This is a genomic window from Brevundimonas abyssalis TAR-001 (assembly GCF_000466985.1).
Classification (GTDB): domain Bacteria; phylum Pseudomonadota; class Alphaproteobacteria; order Caulobacterales; family Caulobacteraceae; genus Brevundimonas; species Brevundimonas abyssalis.
Genome location: NZ_BATC01000011.1, coordinates 1 through 17,229, shown reverse-complemented (window position 1 = coordinate 17,229; position 17,229 = coordinate 1). Strand labels below are relative to the sequence as shown.

General features: G+C 67.4%; 18 protein-coding genes and 1 tRNA gene. 3 read left to right on the top strand and 16 right to left on the bottom strand.

Translation table 11 applies throughout. From position 1 onward, the window contains the following. Positions 1-5 precede the first annotated feature (5 nt). From MBEBAB_RS17245 to MBEBAB_RS04830, 8 genes are all read right to left on the bottom strand, one after another. A complete protein-coding gene (locus MBEBAB_RS17245; protein ID WP_242397072.1) occupies positions 6-488 on the bottom strand; it encodes a carbohydrate ABC transporter permease in 483 nt (160 codons plus the stop codon). Then, the gene (locus MBEBAB_RS17240; protein ID WP_242397071.1) at positions 485-826 is read right to left on the bottom strand and encodes an ABC transporter permease family protein; all 342 of its coding nucleotides are present in this window, start codon (positions 824-826) and stop codon (positions 485-487) included. The genes MBEBAB_RS17245 and MBEBAB_RS17240 overlap by 4 nt, the downstream gene beginning before the upstream one ends. Then, the gene (locus MBEBAB_RS04850) at positions 823-1,713 is read right to left on the bottom strand and encodes a carbohydrate ABC transporter permease (protein ID WP_021696822.1); all 891 of its coding nucleotides are present in this window, start codon (positions 1,711-1,713) and stop codon (positions 823-825) included. The genes MBEBAB_RS17240 and MBEBAB_RS04850 overlap by 4 nt, the downstream gene beginning before the upstream one ends. Beyond that, positions 1,710-2,990: an extracellular solute-binding protein gene (locus MBEBAB_RS04845; RefSeq protein ID WP_021696821.1), complete on the bottom strand. Its 1,281-nt coding sequence runs from the start codon at positions 2,988-2,990 to the stop codon at positions 1,710-1,712. The genes MBEBAB_RS04850 and MBEBAB_RS04845 overlap by 4 nt, the downstream gene beginning before the upstream one ends. After that, positions 2,987-3,265, bottom strand: a complete 279-nt coding sequence (locus tag MBEBAB_RS17935; RefSeq protein WP_021696820.1) for a glucoamylase family protein — start codon at positions 3,263-3,265, stop codon at positions 2,987-2,989. Before MBEBAB_RS17935 ends, MBEBAB_RS04845 begins: the two co-directional genes overlap by 4 nt. Beyond that, positions 3,262-4,401 carry a glucoamylase family protein gene (locus tag MBEBAB_RS17930; protein ID WP_021696819.1) on the bottom strand — a complete coding sequence of 380 codons (1,140 nt, stop codon included), beginning with the start codon at positions 4,399-4,401 and terminating at the stop codon, positions 3,262-3,264. Before MBEBAB_RS17930 ends, MBEBAB_RS17935 begins: the two co-directional genes overlap by 4 nt. 86 nt (positions 4,402-4,487) lie before the next feature. Then, positions 4,488-7,469, bottom strand: a complete 2,982-nt coding sequence (locus MBEBAB_RS04835; RefSeq protein ID WP_021696818.1) for a TonB-dependent receptor — start codon at positions 7,467-7,469, stop codon at positions 4,488-4,490. A 5-nt stretch (positions 7,470-7,474) separates the two neighbouring features. After that, positions 7,475-8,521, bottom strand: a complete 1,047-nt coding sequence (locus MBEBAB_RS04830) for a LacI family DNA-binding transcriptional regulator (protein WP_021696817.1) — start codon at positions 8,519-8,521, stop codon at positions 7,475-7,477. A gap of 203 nt (positions 8,522-8,724) precedes the next feature. On the opposite strand from MBEBAB_RS04830, the gene MBEBAB_RS04825 reads away from it, so the two are divergent. Continuing rightward, complete coding sequence (locus MBEBAB_RS04825; RefSeq protein WP_021696816.1) at positions 8,725-10,080, top strand: GH1 family beta-glucosidase; 1,356 nt, start codon at positions 8,725-8,727, stop codon at positions 10,078-10,080. Between the two features lie 122 nt (positions 10,081-10,202). Here MBEBAB_RS04825 and MBEBAB_RS04820 read toward each other — a convergent pair. The 8 genes from MBEBAB_RS04820 to MBEBAB_RS04785 form a co-directional block, all read right to left on the bottom strand. Beyond that, positions 10,203-10,292 (bottom strand) — tRNA-Ser (locus MBEBAB_RS04820). 44 nt (positions 10,293-10,336) lie between these two features. After that, positions 10,337-11,326 (bottom strand): NUDIX hydrolase, encoded by a 990-nt coding sequence (locus MBEBAB_RS04815; protein ID WP_021696815.1) that lies wholly within the window; start codon positions 11,324-11,326, stop codon positions 10,337-10,339. Between the two features lie 2 nt (positions 11,327-11,328). Continuing rightward, positions 11,329-11,922 (bottom strand): YfbR-like 5'-deoxynucleotidase, encoded by a 594-nt coding sequence (locus MBEBAB_RS04810; RefSeq protein ID WP_021696814.1) that lies wholly within the window; start codon positions 11,920-11,922, stop codon positions 11,329-11,331. A 123-nt stretch (positions 11,923-12,045) separates the two neighbouring features. After that, the gene (locus MBEBAB_RS04805; protein ID WP_021696813.1) at positions 12,046-12,870 is read right to left on the bottom strand and encodes a hypothetical protein; all 825 of its coding nucleotides are present in this window, start codon (positions 12,868-12,870) and stop codon (positions 12,046-12,048) included. Between the two features lie 86 nt (positions 12,871-12,956). Next, positions 12,957-13,817 carry an AAA family ATPase gene (locus MBEBAB_RS04800; RefSeq protein WP_021696812.1) on the bottom strand — a complete coding sequence of 287 codons (861 nt, stop codon included), beginning with the start codon at positions 13,815-13,817 and terminating at the stop codon, positions 12,957-12,959. Positions 13,818-13,879: 62 nt separating this feature from the next. Beyond that, the gene (locus MBEBAB_RS04795; protein WP_021696811.1) at positions 13,880-14,068 is read right to left on the bottom strand and encodes a hypothetical protein; all 189 of its coding nucleotides are present in this window, start codon (positions 14,066-14,068) and stop codon (positions 13,880-13,882) included. Next, positions 14,065-14,487, bottom strand: coding sequence for a hypothetical protein (locus MBEBAB_RS04790; protein ID WP_021696810.1), 423 nt, complete (start codon positions 14,485-14,487; stop codon positions 14,065-14,067). The genes MBEBAB_RS04795 and MBEBAB_RS04790 overlap by 4 nt, the downstream gene beginning before the upstream one ends. A 39-nt stretch (positions 14,488-14,526) precedes the next feature. Then, positions 14,527-16,314 (bottom strand): tetratricopeptide repeat protein, encoded by a 1,788-nt coding sequence (locus tag MBEBAB_RS04785; protein WP_021696809.1) that lies wholly within the window; start codon positions 16,312-16,314, stop codon positions 14,527-14,529. Between the two features lie 125 nt (positions 16,315-16,439). Between MBEBAB_RS04785 and flbT the strand changes: the two genes are divergently transcribed. Then, positions 16,440-16,859 (top strand): flagellar biosynthesis repressor FlbT, encoded by a 420-nt coding sequence (gene flbT, locus MBEBAB_RS04780; RefSeq protein WP_021696808.1) that lies wholly within the window; start codon positions 16,440-16,442, stop codon positions 16,857-16,859. After that, positions 16,825-17,193 (top strand): flagellar biosynthesis regulator FlaF, encoded by a 369-nt coding sequence (gene flaF, locus MBEBAB_RS04775; RefSeq protein WP_021696807.1) that lies wholly within the window; start codon positions 16,825-16,827, stop codon positions 17,191-17,193. Before flbT ends, flaF begins: the two co-directional genes overlap by 35 nt. Positions 17,194-17,229: the final 36 nt, after the last annotated feature.

Genomic DNA, 17,229 nt, shown 5'->3' with positions numbered 1-17,229 from the left:
CAGGGTCAGCCCTTCACGCTCCCCGCGAGCATGCCGCGGATGTAGTAGCGTTGCAGGGCGAGGAAGAGGATCAGGACGGGCAGGACGGTGATGACCGATCCGGCCATCATCATCTCGATGTCCTGCACGTGCTCCCGCGACAGCGTCGCCAGCGCCACGGGCAGGGTGTAGTTCGACTGGTCCGTCAGGATGATCAGGGGCCACAGGAAGTCGTTCCACGACCCCACGAACACGAACAGGGCCAGGGTCACCAGAATCGGCTGCAGCGTCGGCAGCACCACGCGGGTGAAAATCTGGCGCTCCGAGGCGCCGTCCACCCGCGCGGCCTCCAGCATCTCGTCCGGAATCGACAGGGCGTACTGGCGCACCAGGAACAGGCCGAAGATCGACGTCAGCCACGGGACCAGCGCCCCGGCGTAGGTGTTCACCAGCCCCACCTGCTTGAGCATCAGGAACAGGGGCAGGGTGCCGATCTGGGCCGGGATCACCAGGCGCCCACCAGCATCTGGAACAGCCGGTCGCGCCCGGTGAAGCTCAGCTTGGCGAAGGCGTAGCCCGCCGGCACCGTGACCAGCAGGCACAGCCCCGTCGCCAGCCCGGCCAGGGCGACGCTGTTCCACAGATAGCGCCCCATGCCCTGATTGGCGAACAGGTCGCGGTAGTGCTCCAGCGTCGGCTGGGCCGGCAGCAGCGGCGGCGGGAAGGTGGCCGCCTCGCCCGCGCTCATGAACGACACCGAGACCATCCACGCCAGCGGGAACAGCACGATCAGGCCGATCAGGGCCACCGCGATGTTGAGCAGAACCTTGGGCAGGGCGTGCTTCATGTCTCGCTCCCCAGACGGCGCGAGACCCACAGCTGCACCAGGGTGATGGCGAAGATGCACAGGAACAGGATGAAGGCCACGGCGCTGGCGGAACCCAGGTTCCACCATTTGAAGCCCTCTTCGTACATGAAGTAGAGCACCGTCACCGTGCTCTGGGCCGGGCCGCCCTGGGTCATCACATAGGGCTCGGCGAACAGCTGGAAGAAGGTGGCCACCGAGATGATGCTGACCAGCAGGACGGTCGGCGCGATGGCCGGCAGGGTCACATGGCGGAACTGTTTGACCGGACCGGCGCCGTCGATGCGGGCGGCCTCGTAGAGCTCCTCGGGCACGGTCTGCAGCACGGCCAGGAAGATCAGCATGGAATAGCCGAACAGCTTCCACACCGCGAAGATCAGGATGGCGGGAATGGCCGTCTCCGGCTGGCCCAGCCAGTCCACCGGCGGGATGCCGAACCCGTCCAGCACCCAGTTGATGACGCCGTAGCGGGTGTGCAGCAGGTAGCGCCACACCACCGCCGTGGCCACGAGGGTGGTCACATAGGGGGCGAAGAACGCCACCCGCCAGATGGGCCGCCACTTCACCATCTTCGAATTCAGCAGCACCGCCGCCAGCAGCGAGGCCACGATGGTCGCCGGCACGCCCAGAACGGCGAACCAGGCGGTATTGCGCATGGCCGTCCAGAAGAGCGGATTGCCCAGCAAGTTGACGTAGTTGTCCAGCCCCACGAAGCGCATGTTGCGGATGTCGGCCAGGGCGTAGATGTCGAAATCGGTCAGGCTCAGCAGCAGGGCGCCGAACACCGGAATCACAAGAAACAGGCCCACCGCCGCCAGCGCCGGCGACACGAAGCCCCAGGCCGCCCGTTCGGTCCGCGCCGCGCTCATGCCGCGCGCCCCTGATCCAGCATCCAGCGACGCTTCTCCAGCAGCCGGTCGGCGCGGCGGTCGATCTCAGCGCCGGCCGTTTCAGGCGTGTATTCGCCGCGCACCATGCGTTCGGCCACCACCTGCATCTCGGTGACCACCCGTTCCCACTCGGGCGCCTTGGGCACCGGCACGGCGCGCTCAAGCTGGCCCTCGAAGGGCGCCAGCTTGTCGTCGCTGCGGATGCCGGCGGCCGCCCAGGCCTCGACCTTGGCGGGCAGGTTGCCGGTCAGGGCGTTGAAACGCGCCTGGGTGTCCACCTGCGACAGATACCGCACCAGCCGCCAGGCGGCGTCCTTGCGCGGCGAGCTGTCGAACACGATCAGGCTGGAGCCGCCCGGCGCCGAGGCGCCCGGTCCGTCGGGGCCCGGCACGCCGACGGTGGCCCAGTTCGCCTGCATGGCGTCGGACAAACGGCGGCGGAAGTCACCCACGCTCCATGGGCCGGAGAAATAGAAGCTGAAGAAGCCCCGGCTGAACTCGTCCCAGACGTTGGAGATCTGCGTGGCCGACATGGTGGGCGCCAGGCCCTCGTCGAACAGGCTCTTGTAGAAGGCCAGGGCGGAGACGAAGGCCGGGCTCGAGAAATTGCCCCGGCTGTCGTTGTCACGCAGCAACGGTTCACCGGTCTGAAGGCCGAAGGTCAGCAGTTGCTCGAACTCGTTGACCGGCATGAGGATGGCGTAATTTCCGTCACCGGCCGTTCGCTTCACCGCGTGCATGGCGCGCTTCCAGCCCGCCCAGTCCTGGGGCACGGCGTCATAGCCCGCGCGCGCCAGAAGGTCTGTGCGATAGAACACCAGCCGGGTGTCCACGTACCAGGGCGCGCCCATCATCCGGCCGCCGACGCGGTTGGTCTCCATGACGCTTTCGAACCCGCCCGCCACGATGTCGTCGGCGTCAGCGGGCACCGGCGTGGCCGCGCCGATGGCGGTCATCTCGGCGATCCAGGTGTTGCCCACCTGGCTGACGTCCGGCAGCGAGTCGCCGGCATAGGCGGTCAGCAGCTTCTCGTGGGCGGCGGTCCAGGGCAGGGCCTGAACCGAGACGCGCACGTCCGGGTTCAGGCGGTGGAACTCCTCCAGCAGGGCGGGGGTCGCCGCCCCCTCGTTGCCCATGGCCCACAGGGTCAGGCGCGTGACTCCGTCGTTCGGCCCCGCGCAGGCCCCCGCCGACGCGGCCAGACCCCCGGCCATCAGGCCGAGCGCCGCGCGTCGATGAAGGCCGGACCCGGTCATGCGCTCAGCCAGCCTCCGCTGAATCCGGCGCGCTCGAGGCCCCGGCGCAGGTGCGGGTCGGTGCGCATCAGCCGCCAGACCAGATCCGACTTGTGGTTCTCGATCATGATGACGATGGGCCCTTGGTCGATGCCCAGATAGTCGTCGGCGATCCAGCCGACGCCGGGATGAATGTCGCCGTGCAGCAGGTCGTTCCCGCCGGTTTCGGTCAGGGTGGGGTTGAATGCATCAAGGAAGCCGTAGCGGGTGTAGATGGCCGGATAACGGGCCTTCATGGCCTTGACGCAGGGGATGACAATCTCGGGCGCGAAGGCGATGGAGGCCGCCGCCGCGGTCGCGCGATGGTCCCGTCGTCCCGCTCGCCCGGTCCACGCGCCGAATAGCTGAAGAACTCACGCTCGCGTCCGGCGATGTCCAGGACGAAATCGCCGGGCCCGTCGCAGGCGGTCAGGCCCCAGACCTGATCCGAATAGCCTGTCCAGTTCCCCGTGTTGGCCCGTGCATAGGCCTGCTGCGCATAGGCGGCGCGGCGGCTGTTCTCGAAATAGTCGAAGCCCTTGTCGCGCATGTAGGGGTCGAGGATGCCCCGGAAATCCACCCACATGTGGCTGTACTGATGGCCGAACAGCGGGGCGAAATGCAGGTAGGGCTGACCCCAGCGGTCCGTCCAGCTGAGGGTGTCGTAGGTGGAGCACCACGCCGCCCACGCCGCCGGATCCACCGGGTGGGTCGGGCTGGCCATGGCCAGCAGGATCACCAGCATGCCCTCGTTGTAGCCGTCCCAGTCATGGGGGATGAAGCCGGTCTCCGGGTGCCAGCCCATGCTGATCTTGTGGCCGCGCACCTGGGCCCAGGGCCATTCGACCCGGGCGTACACCGCCTCGACCAGCCGCCGGATCTCGACCTCGTCTGCGTGCTCGCCGTCGAAATAGCGTGCCGCGAACAGCATGCCGCCCAGCAGCAGGGCGGTGTCCACGGTGGACAGTTCGGTCGTGCCGAAGCGATGCCCCGTCTGCATGTCCAGGAAGTGATAGAAGAAGCCCTTGTGACCCGAGACCCCCGTGGCCTGCGGCCCCTGCGGCGCGTCGTGGAAGAAGCGCACGGTGCTCAGGGTCCGCTCGCGCGCCTGGTCCCGCGTGATCCAGCCGTTCTCGACGCCGATGGGATAGACGGTCAGGGCGCTGCCCACCGCCGCGACGGAACAGAAAGACGGCGTCGGCCAGCGGTCCGGCGTCAGTCCGGTTGCATGGGGCGTCACGTCCCAGAACCAGCGGAACGTCCGTTCCTGGAGTTCGGCGATCTCGGGGTCGAGCGCCCCCGTCGGGCCGGTGGAGGCGCAGGCGCCGAGCCCGGTGAGCGAGAGGCCGCCGGCGGCGGCGCATGAGGTCAAAAGGAAACGACGGCGGTCCAAGGCGGAGCCTCCTTACGCGATACTATAGCAAAAAAGCGGCCGCTCCCGGGGAGAGGTGGGAGCGGCCAAGGCTCAGGAGAAAACCGTCACCAGCGGTAGCGCATGCCCACCTGGAAGCTGCGCGTCGGCAGCGACACATTGTTCGGGCGGCCGTACTCCGCTGAGTTGAAGTCCTGGTTGAAGCCCGAGTAGTTGCGGAAGCCGAACACATTGATGGCGTCCACGTAGATCTGGGCCTGATGACCGTCGAACAGGTCGAAGTTCTTGGTCAGGCGCAGGTCCAGCTGACGGTAGGCCCAGGCGTCCGGAATGATGAAGCTGAACTTCTCCGGACGGCCCTCGTTCCAGCAGATGTTGGGCCCGCCAGCCGGGGCGTCGGGGCAGTTGAAGATGGTGTAGGGCCGGCCCGATCCCAGGGTCAGGAAGCCCGACAGCTGGAAGTTCCAGGGCAGGTCCACCAGACCGCTGGCGGTGATGCGGTGCCGTTCGTCGGTGGGCGAGTAGAAGGTCGGGGTCGTATCGATCCAGTTGTAGTCGAAATCGAAATTGCCCAGGCCCTGATCGCGGCTGCCGTTCTGGGTGGCTTCGGACAGGGTGTAGTTGATCTGGAAGCCCCAGCCGTCGGCGCGGTTGTAGGGCTTGTCGGCCTGCAGGTGCAGGGCGGCGTATTCCCGTTCGCGGTCGTGGTTGGAGATGAAGATCAGGTTGCGGAATTCTGTGAAGCCGACCGAGGCGGGCGTCGGTCCGCCGAAGCGGTTGCCGTCCGTGGCCGGGTTGCCGATGTACCAGCTGAACTCGTTGTCGGTGAAGGCATAGGCCAGGGTGGCCGACAGCTGCCAGTCGTTCCACTGCTGACGCACACCCAGGTTGAACTGGTCGGTGCGCGGCGGCGGAGCGTCGTTGCGGATCAGGAACACCTCGCCGGCGCCCGGCGTGGCCGCAAGCAGCGGGTCCAGGCCCTCCGGCGTCAGATAGGCCGGATCCCAGGCGACGGTGCCGGGCCGGGACCCATCCGCCGAGAAGAACACCTCGCGAATGAACTGGGTCGGCTTGAACCGCTCGTCGAACGGGAAGTTGAAGCCGATGCGGTCGTAGTAGCGGCCGGCGCCGCCGAAGATCACCGTGCTCTGGTCCCCGAACACGTCGTAGGAGAAGCCGATCCGCGGCTGGAAGGCGTCGGTGAAAGCGTCGCGGTCGCCGTCGGTGACATAGTCGTCGGGATTGAAATACTCCGGGAAGCTGTAGCCCGGCAGGGCCTCCATGGCCGCCAGCATGCCGCGGATATTCTGGGGCGTGGTGTAGTCGTTGTTGACCGCGTTGTCCTCGTAGTCCCAGCGCAGGCCCAGATTCAGCTCCAGCCGATCTGTGATGCGCCAGTCGTCCTGGATATACAGGCCGATGACCGCGTTCGAGATGTCGGCCGGCGCCACCGCTGTGCCCAGCGAGACGCGAACCGGGATTTCGGTCGATCCGTTGATTTCAGGCCGGCCGTCGACATCAAACCAGAACTGCGGATTGCGCCCGAACTCCTTGTTCACGAAGTAGCTCTGGTCAGAGTACTTGAAGCCCAGCTTGATGGTGTGCTCGCCGTTCCATTCGATATTGGTGAAGGTCAGGTCGTTGCGGAACGTGATGCTTTCCTGCTCGATGTTCTGATTGTCGCTGCGTCCCCCGAGGGTGAAGACGGTCGCTTCCCGGTTGAACACGTTGAACTGGAAGCCCGGCGTGTTCACGTCGTTGTCCCGGAAGACCGCGTATTCAGCCCCGTAGGTGTCGAAGTTCAGCGCAGTGGGATTGTACGTGTAGTTGAAATAGTCGAGCGCCATCTCGTTCAGGAAATTGTCTCCCTGATACTGGTGTCGCAGCACGATCGAGCGTGTCTCGCCGTTGATCTGCGTGGCGCGTTCAGGACCGTTCTGACCGCCGACATCCCGGATGTCGGATTCCTCGCGCCAGGTGCCGGTGAGCTCGATGCGGTTGCGGTCGTTGACCTGCCAGCTCAGCTTTCCGAAGAACAGGTCCTGCTCGAACGGCGTGGCGAAATTGCCCAGCTGATCGGTGAACAGCGGCTCGTATTCAGGCCGGGTCAGGAACGTCTGGGCCGAACGGGTTTCGTCCTTGCGCTCGTAGGACGCCAGGAAGTGCAGCGTGTCCTCGATGATGGGGCCTGACAGGACGAAGCCGTACTGTTCACGGGTCAGCTCGGGCTGGTCCGCGCCCCGCAGCTCCGAGAAGTAGTCCTGCTGGATCCACTCCTCGTTCTGATAGGTGGCGAAGACCTCGCCCTCGAACGCGTTGGAGCCCGAGCGGGTCACGGCCGTGATGATGGCCGAACCGGCCTGTTCGTATTCGGCCTTGAAGTTCTGGGAGACGACCCGGAACTCCTGCACGGCGCCTTGCGGGAAGGGGTTGCCGCGGCTGTCGTCCTGACCGGCCACGCCGCCGTCGACGATGGTGGATTTCTGGTTCTGGCCGTCGATGAAGACGTTGATGGCCGAAGCGGGCTGCCCCCCGGCGGTGATGGTCCGTTCGGTCTCGCCCTCGGTCACGCGCACGCCCGGCGCCAGGGCCGCAAAATTCAGGAAGTTGCGGCTGATCTGCGGCAGGGTGTCGATCTGGGTGCGGCTGACGTTGGTCGCGACTTCGGAAGTGCGAGTGTCAGCCAACTGGCGGGCCACGATGACGACTTCGGCCACATCGGTGACGCCGGGGGCGGCGCTGGCAACGTCCACGTCCAGGGTGCCGGTCTGGCCGACACCGATGCTCACCGTCTCCGTCGTGCTCTGTCCATCGGCGGTGGTGACGGTCACCTCATAGGAACCGGGGCGCAGGCCGGACAGCACATAATTGCCCGAGGCGTTGGCCGTGGCGCGCGAGACGTAGCCCGAGGCGCTGTCACGCGCGACGATCTGGGCGCCGGCCTCGGCCTGCCCCTGGTCGCTGACGTTGCCGCGAATGGTCGAAGTGGCCGTCTGCGCCATTGCGCCGCCCGCGAGGAGCAAGGAGGTGGCGATGGCGGCGGCCGATGCGCCCATCAGGCTGCGGTGACGTCTGGTGTTCCGGATCATGGTCTTCATCCTCCCTGAGCGAGCGCGGATTTGGATCCGCTGTTCCCGCTGTTGCTGCTGTTGCTGGATTGGCGCGCGACGAGCGTTGGCCGCACGATTTCGTGGTTGATGGGGGCTTCCCCTGCCGCGTCGATCAGGCTCACCAAGCGTTCCAGGGCGCGGCGGCCGGTCTCGGCGATGTCGATTCTCATGGTGGTCAGGGCGGGCCGGACCAGGGACGCGATGGGCACGTCATCGAACCCGCCGACGGCCACGTCCTCGGGACAGCGCAGACCCGCTTCCTGCAGGGCCAGCAGCACGCCGAGCGCCATCATGTCGTTGCCCGCGAACACGGCGTCGGGACGGATGTCCATGGCCGCGATCGCGGCGCCGGCGCGAAAGCCGGACGCCTGATCGAAGTCGCCGTCCAGAACCACCGGCTCGATCCCCGCCTCGGCCATGGCGGCCAGGTAGCCGGCCCGGCGCGCCTCGGCCTCCAGGTTGCCGACAGGCCCGGCCACATGGGCCACGCGGCGGCGGCCCTGAGCCAGCAGGTGGCGGGTCATGACCTCTGCGCCGCCGTGGTTGTCTACGGTGATGGAGGGCCGGTCCACATCGCGGGCCCCGCCGTTCATCAGCAGGACGGGCAGGGACCGCGGCATGCTGGCGGCGAGCGCCGCGGCGTCCAGATGGGGCGACAGGATGATCAGCCCGTCCACCCGGCCACGCATGGACTTGATGGCGAAGGACGCCTCCTCGGCGTCGTCGTGGGAGCTGGACACGATCAGGTGCAGCCGCTTCTCGCGCGCCGCCAGATCCATGCCCCGGATCAACTCCGAGAAGAACTCGCCGAACAGATCCGGCAGAATCACGCCCACCGTGTCGGTTTTTCGGGTGATCAGGCTGCGGGCGCCGGAATGGGGCACATAGGACAGGGTCTCGACCGCCTCCATGACGCGGGCGCGGACGTCCTCGCCGACGACGCCCTGGGCGTTCAGGACGCGGGAAACCGAGGCCACGGATACGCCGGCGCGGGCGGCGACGTCCTTGATGGTCGCGGGCCTCAAGACCACGTCACCCGGGCTGATGCAGAGGCTTTCGCCATCATCTGTTGCCGTCTCCCTAAACCCCTCTGAACCGTCCCGGCGGCCTTGACGGCGGTCCGGCGTTCAGTGTGTAATCGTTTACATGACACGGCTGTAATCGTTTACGCAAGCGTTTGTCGAACGCTCGAACATGACGTATTGGCCGCTACACCAGTGCAGGAACGTCCCCGATGACTCGAAGCTACGAATTTCCCGAGGGATTCCTGTGGGGAGCCGCCACGGCCGCCTATCAGATCGAAGGCTCGTCCATGGCCGACGGCGCCGGAGCGTCCATATGGGATCGCTTCGCCCATACGCCGGGGAACATGAAGGACGGCGACACGGGCGATGTGGCCTGCGACCACTACAACCGCTGGCGCGAGGACGTCGCCCTCATGACGCGCCTGAACCTTCAGGCCTACCGCTTCAGCGTGTCATGGAGCCGGGTGATGCCCGAGGGTCGCGGACGCATCAACGAAGCGGGCCTGGACTTCTATGACCGGCTGGTGGACGGCCTGCTGGAGGCGGGCATCGAGCCGCTCTGCACCCTGTACCACTGGGATCTGCCCGCCGCGCTGGACGATCGTGGCGGCTGGCTGAACCCCGACATCGCCGACTGGTTCGCGGACTACGGCCAGGTGCTGTTCGAAAAGTTCAAGGGCCGCATCAAGACCTGGGGCACCATCAACGAGCCCTGGGTGATCGTCGACGGCGGCTATCTGCACGGGGCGCTGGCCCCGGGCCATCGCTCGGCCTTCGAGGCGGTGATCGCGGGTCACAACGTCCTGCGCGCCCACGGCGCCGCCGTGCGCCGCTTCCGCGAGGTGGGCGAGGGCCGAATCGGCATCGTCCTGAACATCGAGCCGAAATACCCGGCCAGCGACAAGCCCGAGGACGAGGCCGCGCGCAAACGCGCCGAGGCCCAGATGAACCGCTGGTTCCTCGATCCCCTGATGGGACGCGGCTATCCCGAGGAGCTCAAGGACGTCTATGGGCGCGCCTGGCGCGAGTTCCCCAGGGAGGACTTCGACCTCATCGCCACGCCCACCGACTGGATGGGGCTGAACTGGTACACGCGCGCCGTGCCCGAGAACGACCCGTCCGCCTGGCCCGTGCGGGCCAAGCCGGTGAAGCAGGTCCAGCACGCCCACACGGAGACCGGCTGGGAGGTCTATCCCCCGGCCCTGACCGACACACTCGTCTGGCTGCACGAACAGACGGGCGGTTTGCCCCTGATGATCACCGAGAACGGCTCGGCCTGGTACGATCCGCCCCACGCCATCGACGGCCGCATCCATGATCCCATGCGGGTCGAGTATCTGAAGAACCACCTCAAGGCCGCCCATGATGCGATCAACAAGGGGGTCAACCTGACCGGCTACATGGCCTGGTCGCTGCTGGACAATCTGGAATGGTCTCTGGGCTTCTCCAAGCGGTTCGGCATCACCCACGTGAACTTCCAGACCCAGGAGCGGACCATAAAGGACTCCGGCCTGCTCTACGCCGAGGTCATCAGCACCCACGGCAAGGTGCTTGATACGGTCTGACCCGCGATCGTCCTGCCTGCGGCGGCCGTGCCGCGGCGCAGGGCGTTTCGACGGACAGGTGCAGCGACCCATGCCGGACCCGTCGAACAGGCGATTTTTCTAGCCTGGGCTGCGAAGGCGAATGGCGGAGAGGGTGGGATTCGAACCCACGGTACGCTTCCACGTACGCCGCATTTCGAGTGCGGTACATTCGACCACTCTGCCACCTCTCCGCGGTCGCTGTTTCCCCTAGGGGTGGTCGAGCGAGGCGGGATACCTAATCGGCTCGGGCGTTTCCCGCAAGCGTTCCGTTGCGATTATCGCTGGCCGGGCAGGGACAGGCCGGTGACGCCGCCGCCGGAGGCTCGGCCCCCCGGTAGCGGTAGAGTTCGGCGGGCCGCCCGCCGGTGGCGGCGCTCAGCCTTCCGGTGGGTTCGACCAGGCCGGTGCGCTCCACCCCGCGGCGGAAATTCTGCTTGTGCAGGGACAGGCCCGAGACCGCCTCGGCGGCGGCCTGGAGCTGGGACAAGGTGAAGGTGTCGGGGGTCAGGTCGAACAGCACCGGGCGATATTTCGTCTTGCTGCGCAGACGGCCGATCGCGGTGGCCAGGATGCGGCGGTGGTCCGACACCATGGCGCGGCCCGGGATGGCGCCCCGCGCGGGCTGGCCGTGGTCGCGCGCCGCTTCGGGTGTCAGGCCGGCCTCATAGAGCAGTTCGTACCGCTCCAGCACCTGCTGTTCGTTCCAGCGCGCGCCTTTCAGGGCGAACAGACGGTCGACACGGGCGGCGCGGGCGGCCGTTTCCGCCTCGGCGACCCAGGCCGCCAGGGCCGGCGCGATCCGCTGATCGATCATGTCCGGCCGTCCCCGGCGCCAGTCCTCCCACGGGAAGAACTCCAGCACCGGCGTCCAGGCGGAGCCGGGGCCGGCCACGGCGCTGGGGTCGTGGGTCAGGGCCAGATAGCCGACGGAAACCACACGCCGCGCGCCCACGCCCATCTCCGCCCGAGGTGACTCCCGGCCCGCGTCGCCGAAGGTGTAGAGCTGCTCCACATAGCCGAGCGGAAACGTCGTCTGCTCGGCCACGAAATCGCGCAGGGCCAGTTCGAAGGTGCGGTGGCGCGCCGGCTGGAACGGGCCGAAGGGCAGGCCGGCGCCGTCGGGGCCGCCCCCGGTGGTCAGCACCACCGCCTCGCCGTCGCGCAGGGCGAACACCACCACTGACAGCCCGATCAGCACACCCTGGTCCTGAACGGCGCGGTCCATGGTCACTCCGTGTGCCAGGCGTCGGCGGCGGGCAGCACACCCATGGCCCCGGCCAGCAATTGGTAACGCTCCAGATAACGCGCCTGGGCCTGGCCCGCGGGCAGGGGGTGGATCACCAGATCGTAGTCGGCGGGCGGGGAGCCGAACAGGCGCAGGGACTCCTTGCGGTCGAACCCGGCCAGCTGGGTCGCCTCGAAGAAGGCGCAGGCCCGGTCGGCCTTCTTGATCAGGGTCTTGATGGTGGCGGGGGACTTGGGCGGCAGGCCGAAACGCAGGTGGATGGCGCTTTCCAGCCGCGCCTCGAATTCCTTGTAGTTGAAGCCCAGGGCCGATTTGAACGGCGAGATCATGTCGCCGATCACATACTCGGACGCGTCATGCAGCAGGGCCGCCAGCCGCCACTTCGGGGCGATGTCCGGCTGGATGTGGGCGACGATCTCCTCCACCACCACGCTGTGCTGGGCGACGGAGAAGGCATGGTCGCCGATGGTCTGGCCGTTCCAGCGGGCGACGCGGGCCAGGCCGTGCGCGATGTCCTCGATCTCGATGTCGAAGGGCGAGGGATCCAGCAGGTCCAGCCGTCGTCCGGACAGCATGCGCTGCCAGGCGCGGGGCGCCTTTTCGCTGGGTCTCTTTCGCGCCTGGGCCAAGATCACTCCGTCGGTTCGAGGCCCCGGACCTGACGCATTCGGGCACAGCGATCAAGCCCGCCGGTCCGCTTATTCTCCGACGTTCAGACGGACCAGGGACTTGGCGCCGTCGAACACTTCGTCCTCGTGGCGATCCTTGCTGCGCACCACGGCCACGATCAGGGGGCCGCCCTCGGGGCCGCGCGCCTCGTAGCCCACGAGACGCCAGCCCAGGTCCGAGCCGCGCTCATCCACCAGGATGTATGTGGCGCGGACGCCGTGCGAGCTGTCGCGGGTGCGGATTTCCACCGCCTCCTCCCGGGCGCGGATGCGCACGGCCTCGTTGTCGCTGCTGATGTTGACCTGATCCCCGGCTTCATCACTGCGGATGCTGAAGCCGCCGACGCGCACACGGGACTGGCCGCCGTCGGTGTCGATGCTGATGCCGGGGATGCGGACCGTGGCGTTGTCGCCCTCGGCCTCGATGGTCACGCCGGGAACCTGAACGGCCACGCTGTCGCCGCCGCCGGCGGAGGCGGAGGCCTGGGATCCGGCGTCGACGGCGGACACGGCGACCGCGCCGCCCACCCGCTCGACCGCCGAGGGCAGCAGCGCCTGGACCTCGGTCTCCAGCGCGTCCAGGGCGGCCAGCCCCTCGCTGTCCAGCGTCACCAGCCGCAGGGTCACCTGGGAGCCGCGCGGACCGGTGTATTCGCAGGACAGGCCGTCGGCGGCCGGCGCGCCACGCCGGGTCAGCACCCCATGGGTCTGGGGACACTGCAGGGAGTCCACAACGCGAAGGGCGCCGCTGGACTCCGTGCTTTGGTCGCTGTCACGCGAGATGCGGATCGAGGGCTCGCTGTCGCAGGCCGCGACCAGGGCGGCGAGGCAGATCGGAAGGATGAGGGCGCGCATGGTGTCGGCTCCTGTTACTGCCCTATTGTGCGCTGGGGTTTTTCAGACGCCAGTGAAATCGCGGTAATCGGCCCTGACGGAACCCGTCAGCCGCCGGGCCGCCCGGCCTCGCGGCGTTGCAGGAACGCCAGGCGCTCGAACAGGTGCACGTCCTGCTCGTTTTTCAGAAGGGCGCCGTGCAGGGGCGGGATCAGGCGTTTGGGGTCGCGCTCGGCCAGGGTCTCGGGCGTCACATCGTCCACCATCAGCAGCTTCAGCCAGTCCAGCAGTTCGGACGTGGACGGCTTCTTCTTCAGGCCTGGCGTCTCGCGGATCTGGTAGAAGGTCTTCAGCGCCGCCGCCACCAGCCGGGGCTTCAGGCCCGGATAGTGCACCTCGACGATGGCCTTCATGGTCTCCTCGTCGGGGAAGCGGATGTAGTGGAAGAAGCAGCGGCGCAGGAAGGCGTCCGGCAGCTCCTTTTCGTTGTTCGAGGTGATGACCACCACCGGGCGCACCTCGGCGCGGATCGTCTCGTCCGTCTCGTGGACGTAGAACTCCATCCGGTCCAGCTCCTGCAACAGGTCGTTGGGGAACTCGATGTCGGCCTTGTCGATCTCGTCGATCAGCAGCACGGGGCGCTGCGGCGCCGTGAAGGCCTCCCACAGCTTGCCGCGCTTCAGATAGTTGCGCACGTCATGGACCCGCTCCTCGCCCAGCTGGCTGTCGCGCAGGCGGGATACGGCGTCGTATTCGTACAGGCCCTGGTGGGCCTTGGTGGTGGACTTGATGTGCCAGGTGATCAGCGGCGCGCCCAGCGCCTCGGCCAGTTCATAGGCCAGAACCGTCTTGCCGGTGCCCGGTTCGCCCTTGATCAGCAGCGGCCGCTCCAGGGTCACGGCCGCGTTGACCGCCACCTTCAGGTCGTCGGTCGCAATATAGTTCTCGGTGCCCTGGAACCGATCCATTCATCCACTCCGTCCATGAGAGACCCGAGTGGGTAGCGGATCAGGACGCACCTGAACAGGGTTCAGGTGATGCGCTTGGGCGTCGCGGGGTCGCTGGCCGGGAAGGTCTCCTCGACCGCCTCGTCGATCAGCTCCTCCTGGTGGTTTCTGGCCTCGCCATCGCCCGGCATCTGATCGGGCTTGCCCTTTTCCGGCGTGATCTTGCGGGAATAGGGGGCGTTGACGTCGTCGTCGCGGGTGTTGTCGTTCATCGGGCTTCCTCTTGGGTTTCGTCCGGGCCGTAGCCCAGGGAGTCAATGTCGTCATCGTCCAGGCGGCGGGACTCCCAGTGCGCGGCCGAACCCTGTGCGCCCTTGACGTTGCGCATCAGGCCCGAAGGCACCTGTTCGATCTCGTCGGCGCCGTATTCGCCGTCGCTTTCGGCGTCCAGTTCGTTGACGGGCTGCTCGCCGCCGTCGGTCCGGGCGTCAGCGCGCGGGTCGACGCCGTCCAGGGCCTGGACGTCCTCCAGCTCCAGATCCTCGTCGTCCGCGTCCCCCGCTTCCTGGGTGACATCCAGAACGTCCATCTCCTCGAGGGTGACGTCGCCGTCGCCCTCGTCGTCCAGATGGGTCTCGTCGAAGGTCTCGGACTGATCCTGTTCGTCGGGTTCTTCCGGTCGCTCGGCCATGGTCTCGGCTCCCTTGTCTGGGAGGGAAACGTGCGGCGATCAGGCGGCGTTCCGGCGCGACGAAGATATTCGCGCCAGTTCGGCGGCCATATCGGCCATCACCCCGTCCCAGCGCCCGAACGAGCCCGCCGCCCATCCCCGCATGCGCGGATAGAAGGGGTAGGATTTCCAGCCCAGCACGTGCCAGTCGTCCGGCGCCTGGATCATCCAGGCGTCCGCCCCCACGGCCGCGGCGATATTGGTCCCGGCGATGGCCGGGCCGATCACCAGGTCCAGCGCCGACGACAGGGCGGCCACGTCCTCAAGGTCGTCCTTGAGGTTGATGGGCGGGGTCCAGATCTTCAGCCCCTCCGCCTCGGCCTGGGCCAGTTCGGCGGCGGTGTCGCCGCACTGCAGATTGACCATGATGCAGCCGGGGGTGGTCAGGATCGGCCGCCACTGGTCGAAGGGCGAGAAATAGCGTGACCGGACGCCCTTCAGCACCAGGCTCTTCCAGTGGAGGCCCACCTTGAAGCCGTCGCCCAGGGCCGCCAGCTCGTCTCGCCAGCGCGCCACGCGCTCCGGGTCGGGCGTCATGTAGCCGGCGTGGTCCGGAAAGGCCTCCAGGGTCGGACGGAACGGCGCCATCAGGCTGGCCAGGGGCAGCCAGCCGTCCACCGCGCCGTGCGCCTGCATGAACGGCGCGAAGCGGATCAGCCGTCCGGCCTTGCGCACCGCCTGGTGCGCGCCGACCACGGCCTCGGGGAAGCTGCGCTGGAAGATCGAGACCAGCCGCGGCTCCACCGCCAGGAACACCTGCCCCTCGGGTCCCACCGCCCGGATAAGGTCGGGGATCATGTTGGCGAAGATGAATTCGTCGGCGACGCCTTGTTCACCCACGGCCAGGATGCGCTTGCCCTCCAGCGGCTGGTCCGGCGTCCAGCGCGGCCCGTCGGCCACGACGGCGATGGCGTCGGGCATGACCGGATCCAGACGCACCTCATAGGCCTCATAGCCCTCCTTCAGGCGGCCGGACGCCATCAGGGTCAGGGCCCGGGCCATGGTCATCATGCCGGTCTCGTATCCAGGCGCGGCGTGGGGCAGGGCGGCCTCGATGTCCTCCAGCGCGCCCTCGAAATCGCCCAGGGGCTGGCGCGCGTTGCCGCGATTGTAGCGCGCCTTGGCGAAGCCGGGCTCCAGCCGCAGGGCCTCGTCATAGAAGGTGAGGGCGGTGGCCATGTCTCCCTGGTCGCCCATCACGGTGCCCAGGGTGTTCCACATCATGGCGCTGTCCGGCGCGGTCTGCAGCCGCGCGCGCAGCACCTCGATGGCCTGATCATAGCGATTCTGGTCGCGCAGCACGCAGGCCAGGTTGTTGATGGCCTCCACATGGTCCGGGTCCGCCGCCAGATAGTGCAGCAGCAGTTTCTCGGCGATTTCCAGATAGCCCAGACGCTGGGCCAGGCGCGCCAGGTCCTGCGCCACCGCCGTATCCTTCGGCAGCAGCTTCAGCGCCGCCTCATAGGCGTTCAGGGCCTGGACCAGATCGCCGGCCTTTTCGCGCGCGATGGCCAGCACGTGCCAGGCCACGCCGTGCTTGCTGTCGAGCTCCAGCGCCTTGAGAGCCTTCCTGCTGGCGCCCTCATAGTCATGGACGCGCAGGTCGGCGACGGCGGCCTTCAATTGGGCCACGGCGGCGCGCGCCTGCTTCCTGGCCTTCCCGCCGTCCTTCGCCAGGACCCGCGACAGCCGCCCGACGGCTTCGGGCGAGGCGGCGTCACCAGCGGCTGCGTCGGCGGCGCGCGCCAGCCCCGGCAGGGCGGTGGGCGCCTCGAATGCGATGCTCAACTCAGATCACTCCCGGACTCGGATTTCTCCTCATGCTGCCGACCGAAACACAAGGGATGGTTAACCACGTTTGTTTAATCAGCATCAGGCGAGCCTCGGTAGGTGTGAGGCGCGGGAGGGTCGTCATGCCGCTGAAACTGTCGCTCAAGCCGGGCGAAAAATTCGTCCTCAACGGAGCCGTCGTCCAGAACGGCGACCGTCGTGGCGTGCTTCTGCTCCAGAACAAGGCCTCGGTCCTGCGCGAGAAGGACATCATGCAGGCCGACGAGGTGACCAGTCCGGCGCGCCGGATCTATTTCCCGGTCATGATGATGTACCTGGATGAGTCCTCGGCGGACAAATTCTACGACGAATTCGCCATGCGCCTGTCCGAGTTCATGGGCGCCACCCGAAATCCGGACACCATGGCTGACTGTGTGGCCGCCTCACGGCACGTGATGGCCCGCGAGTACTACAAGGCCCTGATGGCCGCCCGCAAATTGGTTGAATACGAAGAATCGAGGATCGGCGATGTCGCTTCAGGCCTACAAGACAGCGACCGCTAGGGCGGAGAACCCCCGCGAGGCGGAGTACCGCCTGTTCGGCCAGGTCACGCGGGCCCTCATGGAGGCGTCGCGCGCGGATCCGAGCGATCTGAAGACGCGCATCGACGCCCTGGACTGGAACCGGCGCCTGTGGTCGACCCTGGCCACGGACTGCGCAAATCCCGACAACAACCTGCCGGCCCCGCTGCGCGCGCAGCTCATCTCCATCAGCCTGTTCGTCAGCCGCCACTCCTCGGCCGTCATGCGCCGTGAAGAGGATTTCGAGCCCCTGATCGACATCAACAAGATGATCATGCAGGGGCTCGCCCCGGCGTCCGGCGCCCAGGCGGCCTGATTTTCCGGAGCCGGCGCCCAATCCTCCCCCATCGGG

What these genes read in the sequence shown, in the direction of transcription:
- MBEBAB_RS17240 (WP_242397071.1), bottom strand. Translation starts at nt 826, where the DNA reads ATGAAGCACGCCCTGCCCAAGGTTCTGCTCAACATCGCGGTGGCCCTG.
- MBEBAB_RS04795 (WP_021696811.1), bottom strand. Translation starts at nt 14,068, where the DNA reads ATGAACGACAACACCCGCGACGACGACGTCAACGCCCCCTATTCCCGC.
- flbT (WP_021696808.1), top strand. Translation starts at nt 16,440, where the DNA reads ATGCCGCTGAAACTGTCGCTCAAGCCGGGCGAAAAATTCGTCCTCAAC.
- MBEBAB_RS04790 (WP_021696810.1), bottom strand. Translation starts at nt 14,487, where the DNA reads ATGGCCGAGCGACCGGAAGAACCCGACGAACAGGATCAGTCCGAGACC.
- MBEBAB_RS04845 (WP_021696821.1), bottom strand. Translation starts at nt 2,990, where the DNA reads ATGACCGGGTCCGGCCTTCATCGACGCGCGGCGCTCGGCCTGATGGCC.
- MBEBAB_RS04835 (WP_021696818.1), bottom strand. Translation starts at nt 7,469, where the DNA reads ATGATCCGGAACACCAGACGTCACCGCAGCCTGATGGGCGCATCGGCC.
- MBEBAB_RS04800 (WP_021696812.1), bottom strand. Translation starts at nt 13,817, where the DNA reads ATGGATCGGTTCCAGGGCACCGAGAACTATATTGCGACCGACGACCTG.
- flaF (WP_021696807.1), top strand. Translation starts at nt 16,825, where the DNA reads ATGTCGCTTCAGGCCTACAAGACAGCGACCGCTAGGGCGGAGAACCCC.
- MBEBAB_RS17935 (WP_021696820.1), bottom strand. Translation starts at nt 3,265, where the DNA reads ATGAAGGCCCGTTATCCGGCCATCTACACCCGCTACGGCTTCCTTGAT.
- MBEBAB_RS04825 (WP_021696816.1), top strand. Translation starts at nt 8,725, where the DNA reads ATGACTCGAAGCTACGAATTTCCCGAGGGATTCCTGTGGGGAGCCGCC.
- MBEBAB_RS04810 (WP_021696814.1), bottom strand. Translation starts at nt 11,922, where the DNA reads ATGCTGTCCGGACGACGGCTGGACCTGCTGGATCCCTCGCCCTTCGAC.
- MBEBAB_RS04815 (WP_021696815.1), bottom strand. Translation starts at nt 11,326, where the DNA reads ATGGACCGCGCCGTTCAGGACCAGGGTGTGCTGATCGGGCTGTCAGTG.
- MBEBAB_RS04850 (WP_021696822.1), bottom strand. Translation starts at nt 1,713, where the DNA reads ATGAGCGCGGCGCGGACCGAACGGGCGGCCTGGGGCTTCGTGTCGCCG.
- MBEBAB_RS04805 (WP_021696813.1), bottom strand. Translation starts at nt 12,870, where the DNA reads ATGCGCGCCCTCATCCTTCCGATCTGCCTCGCCGCCCTGGTCGCGGCC.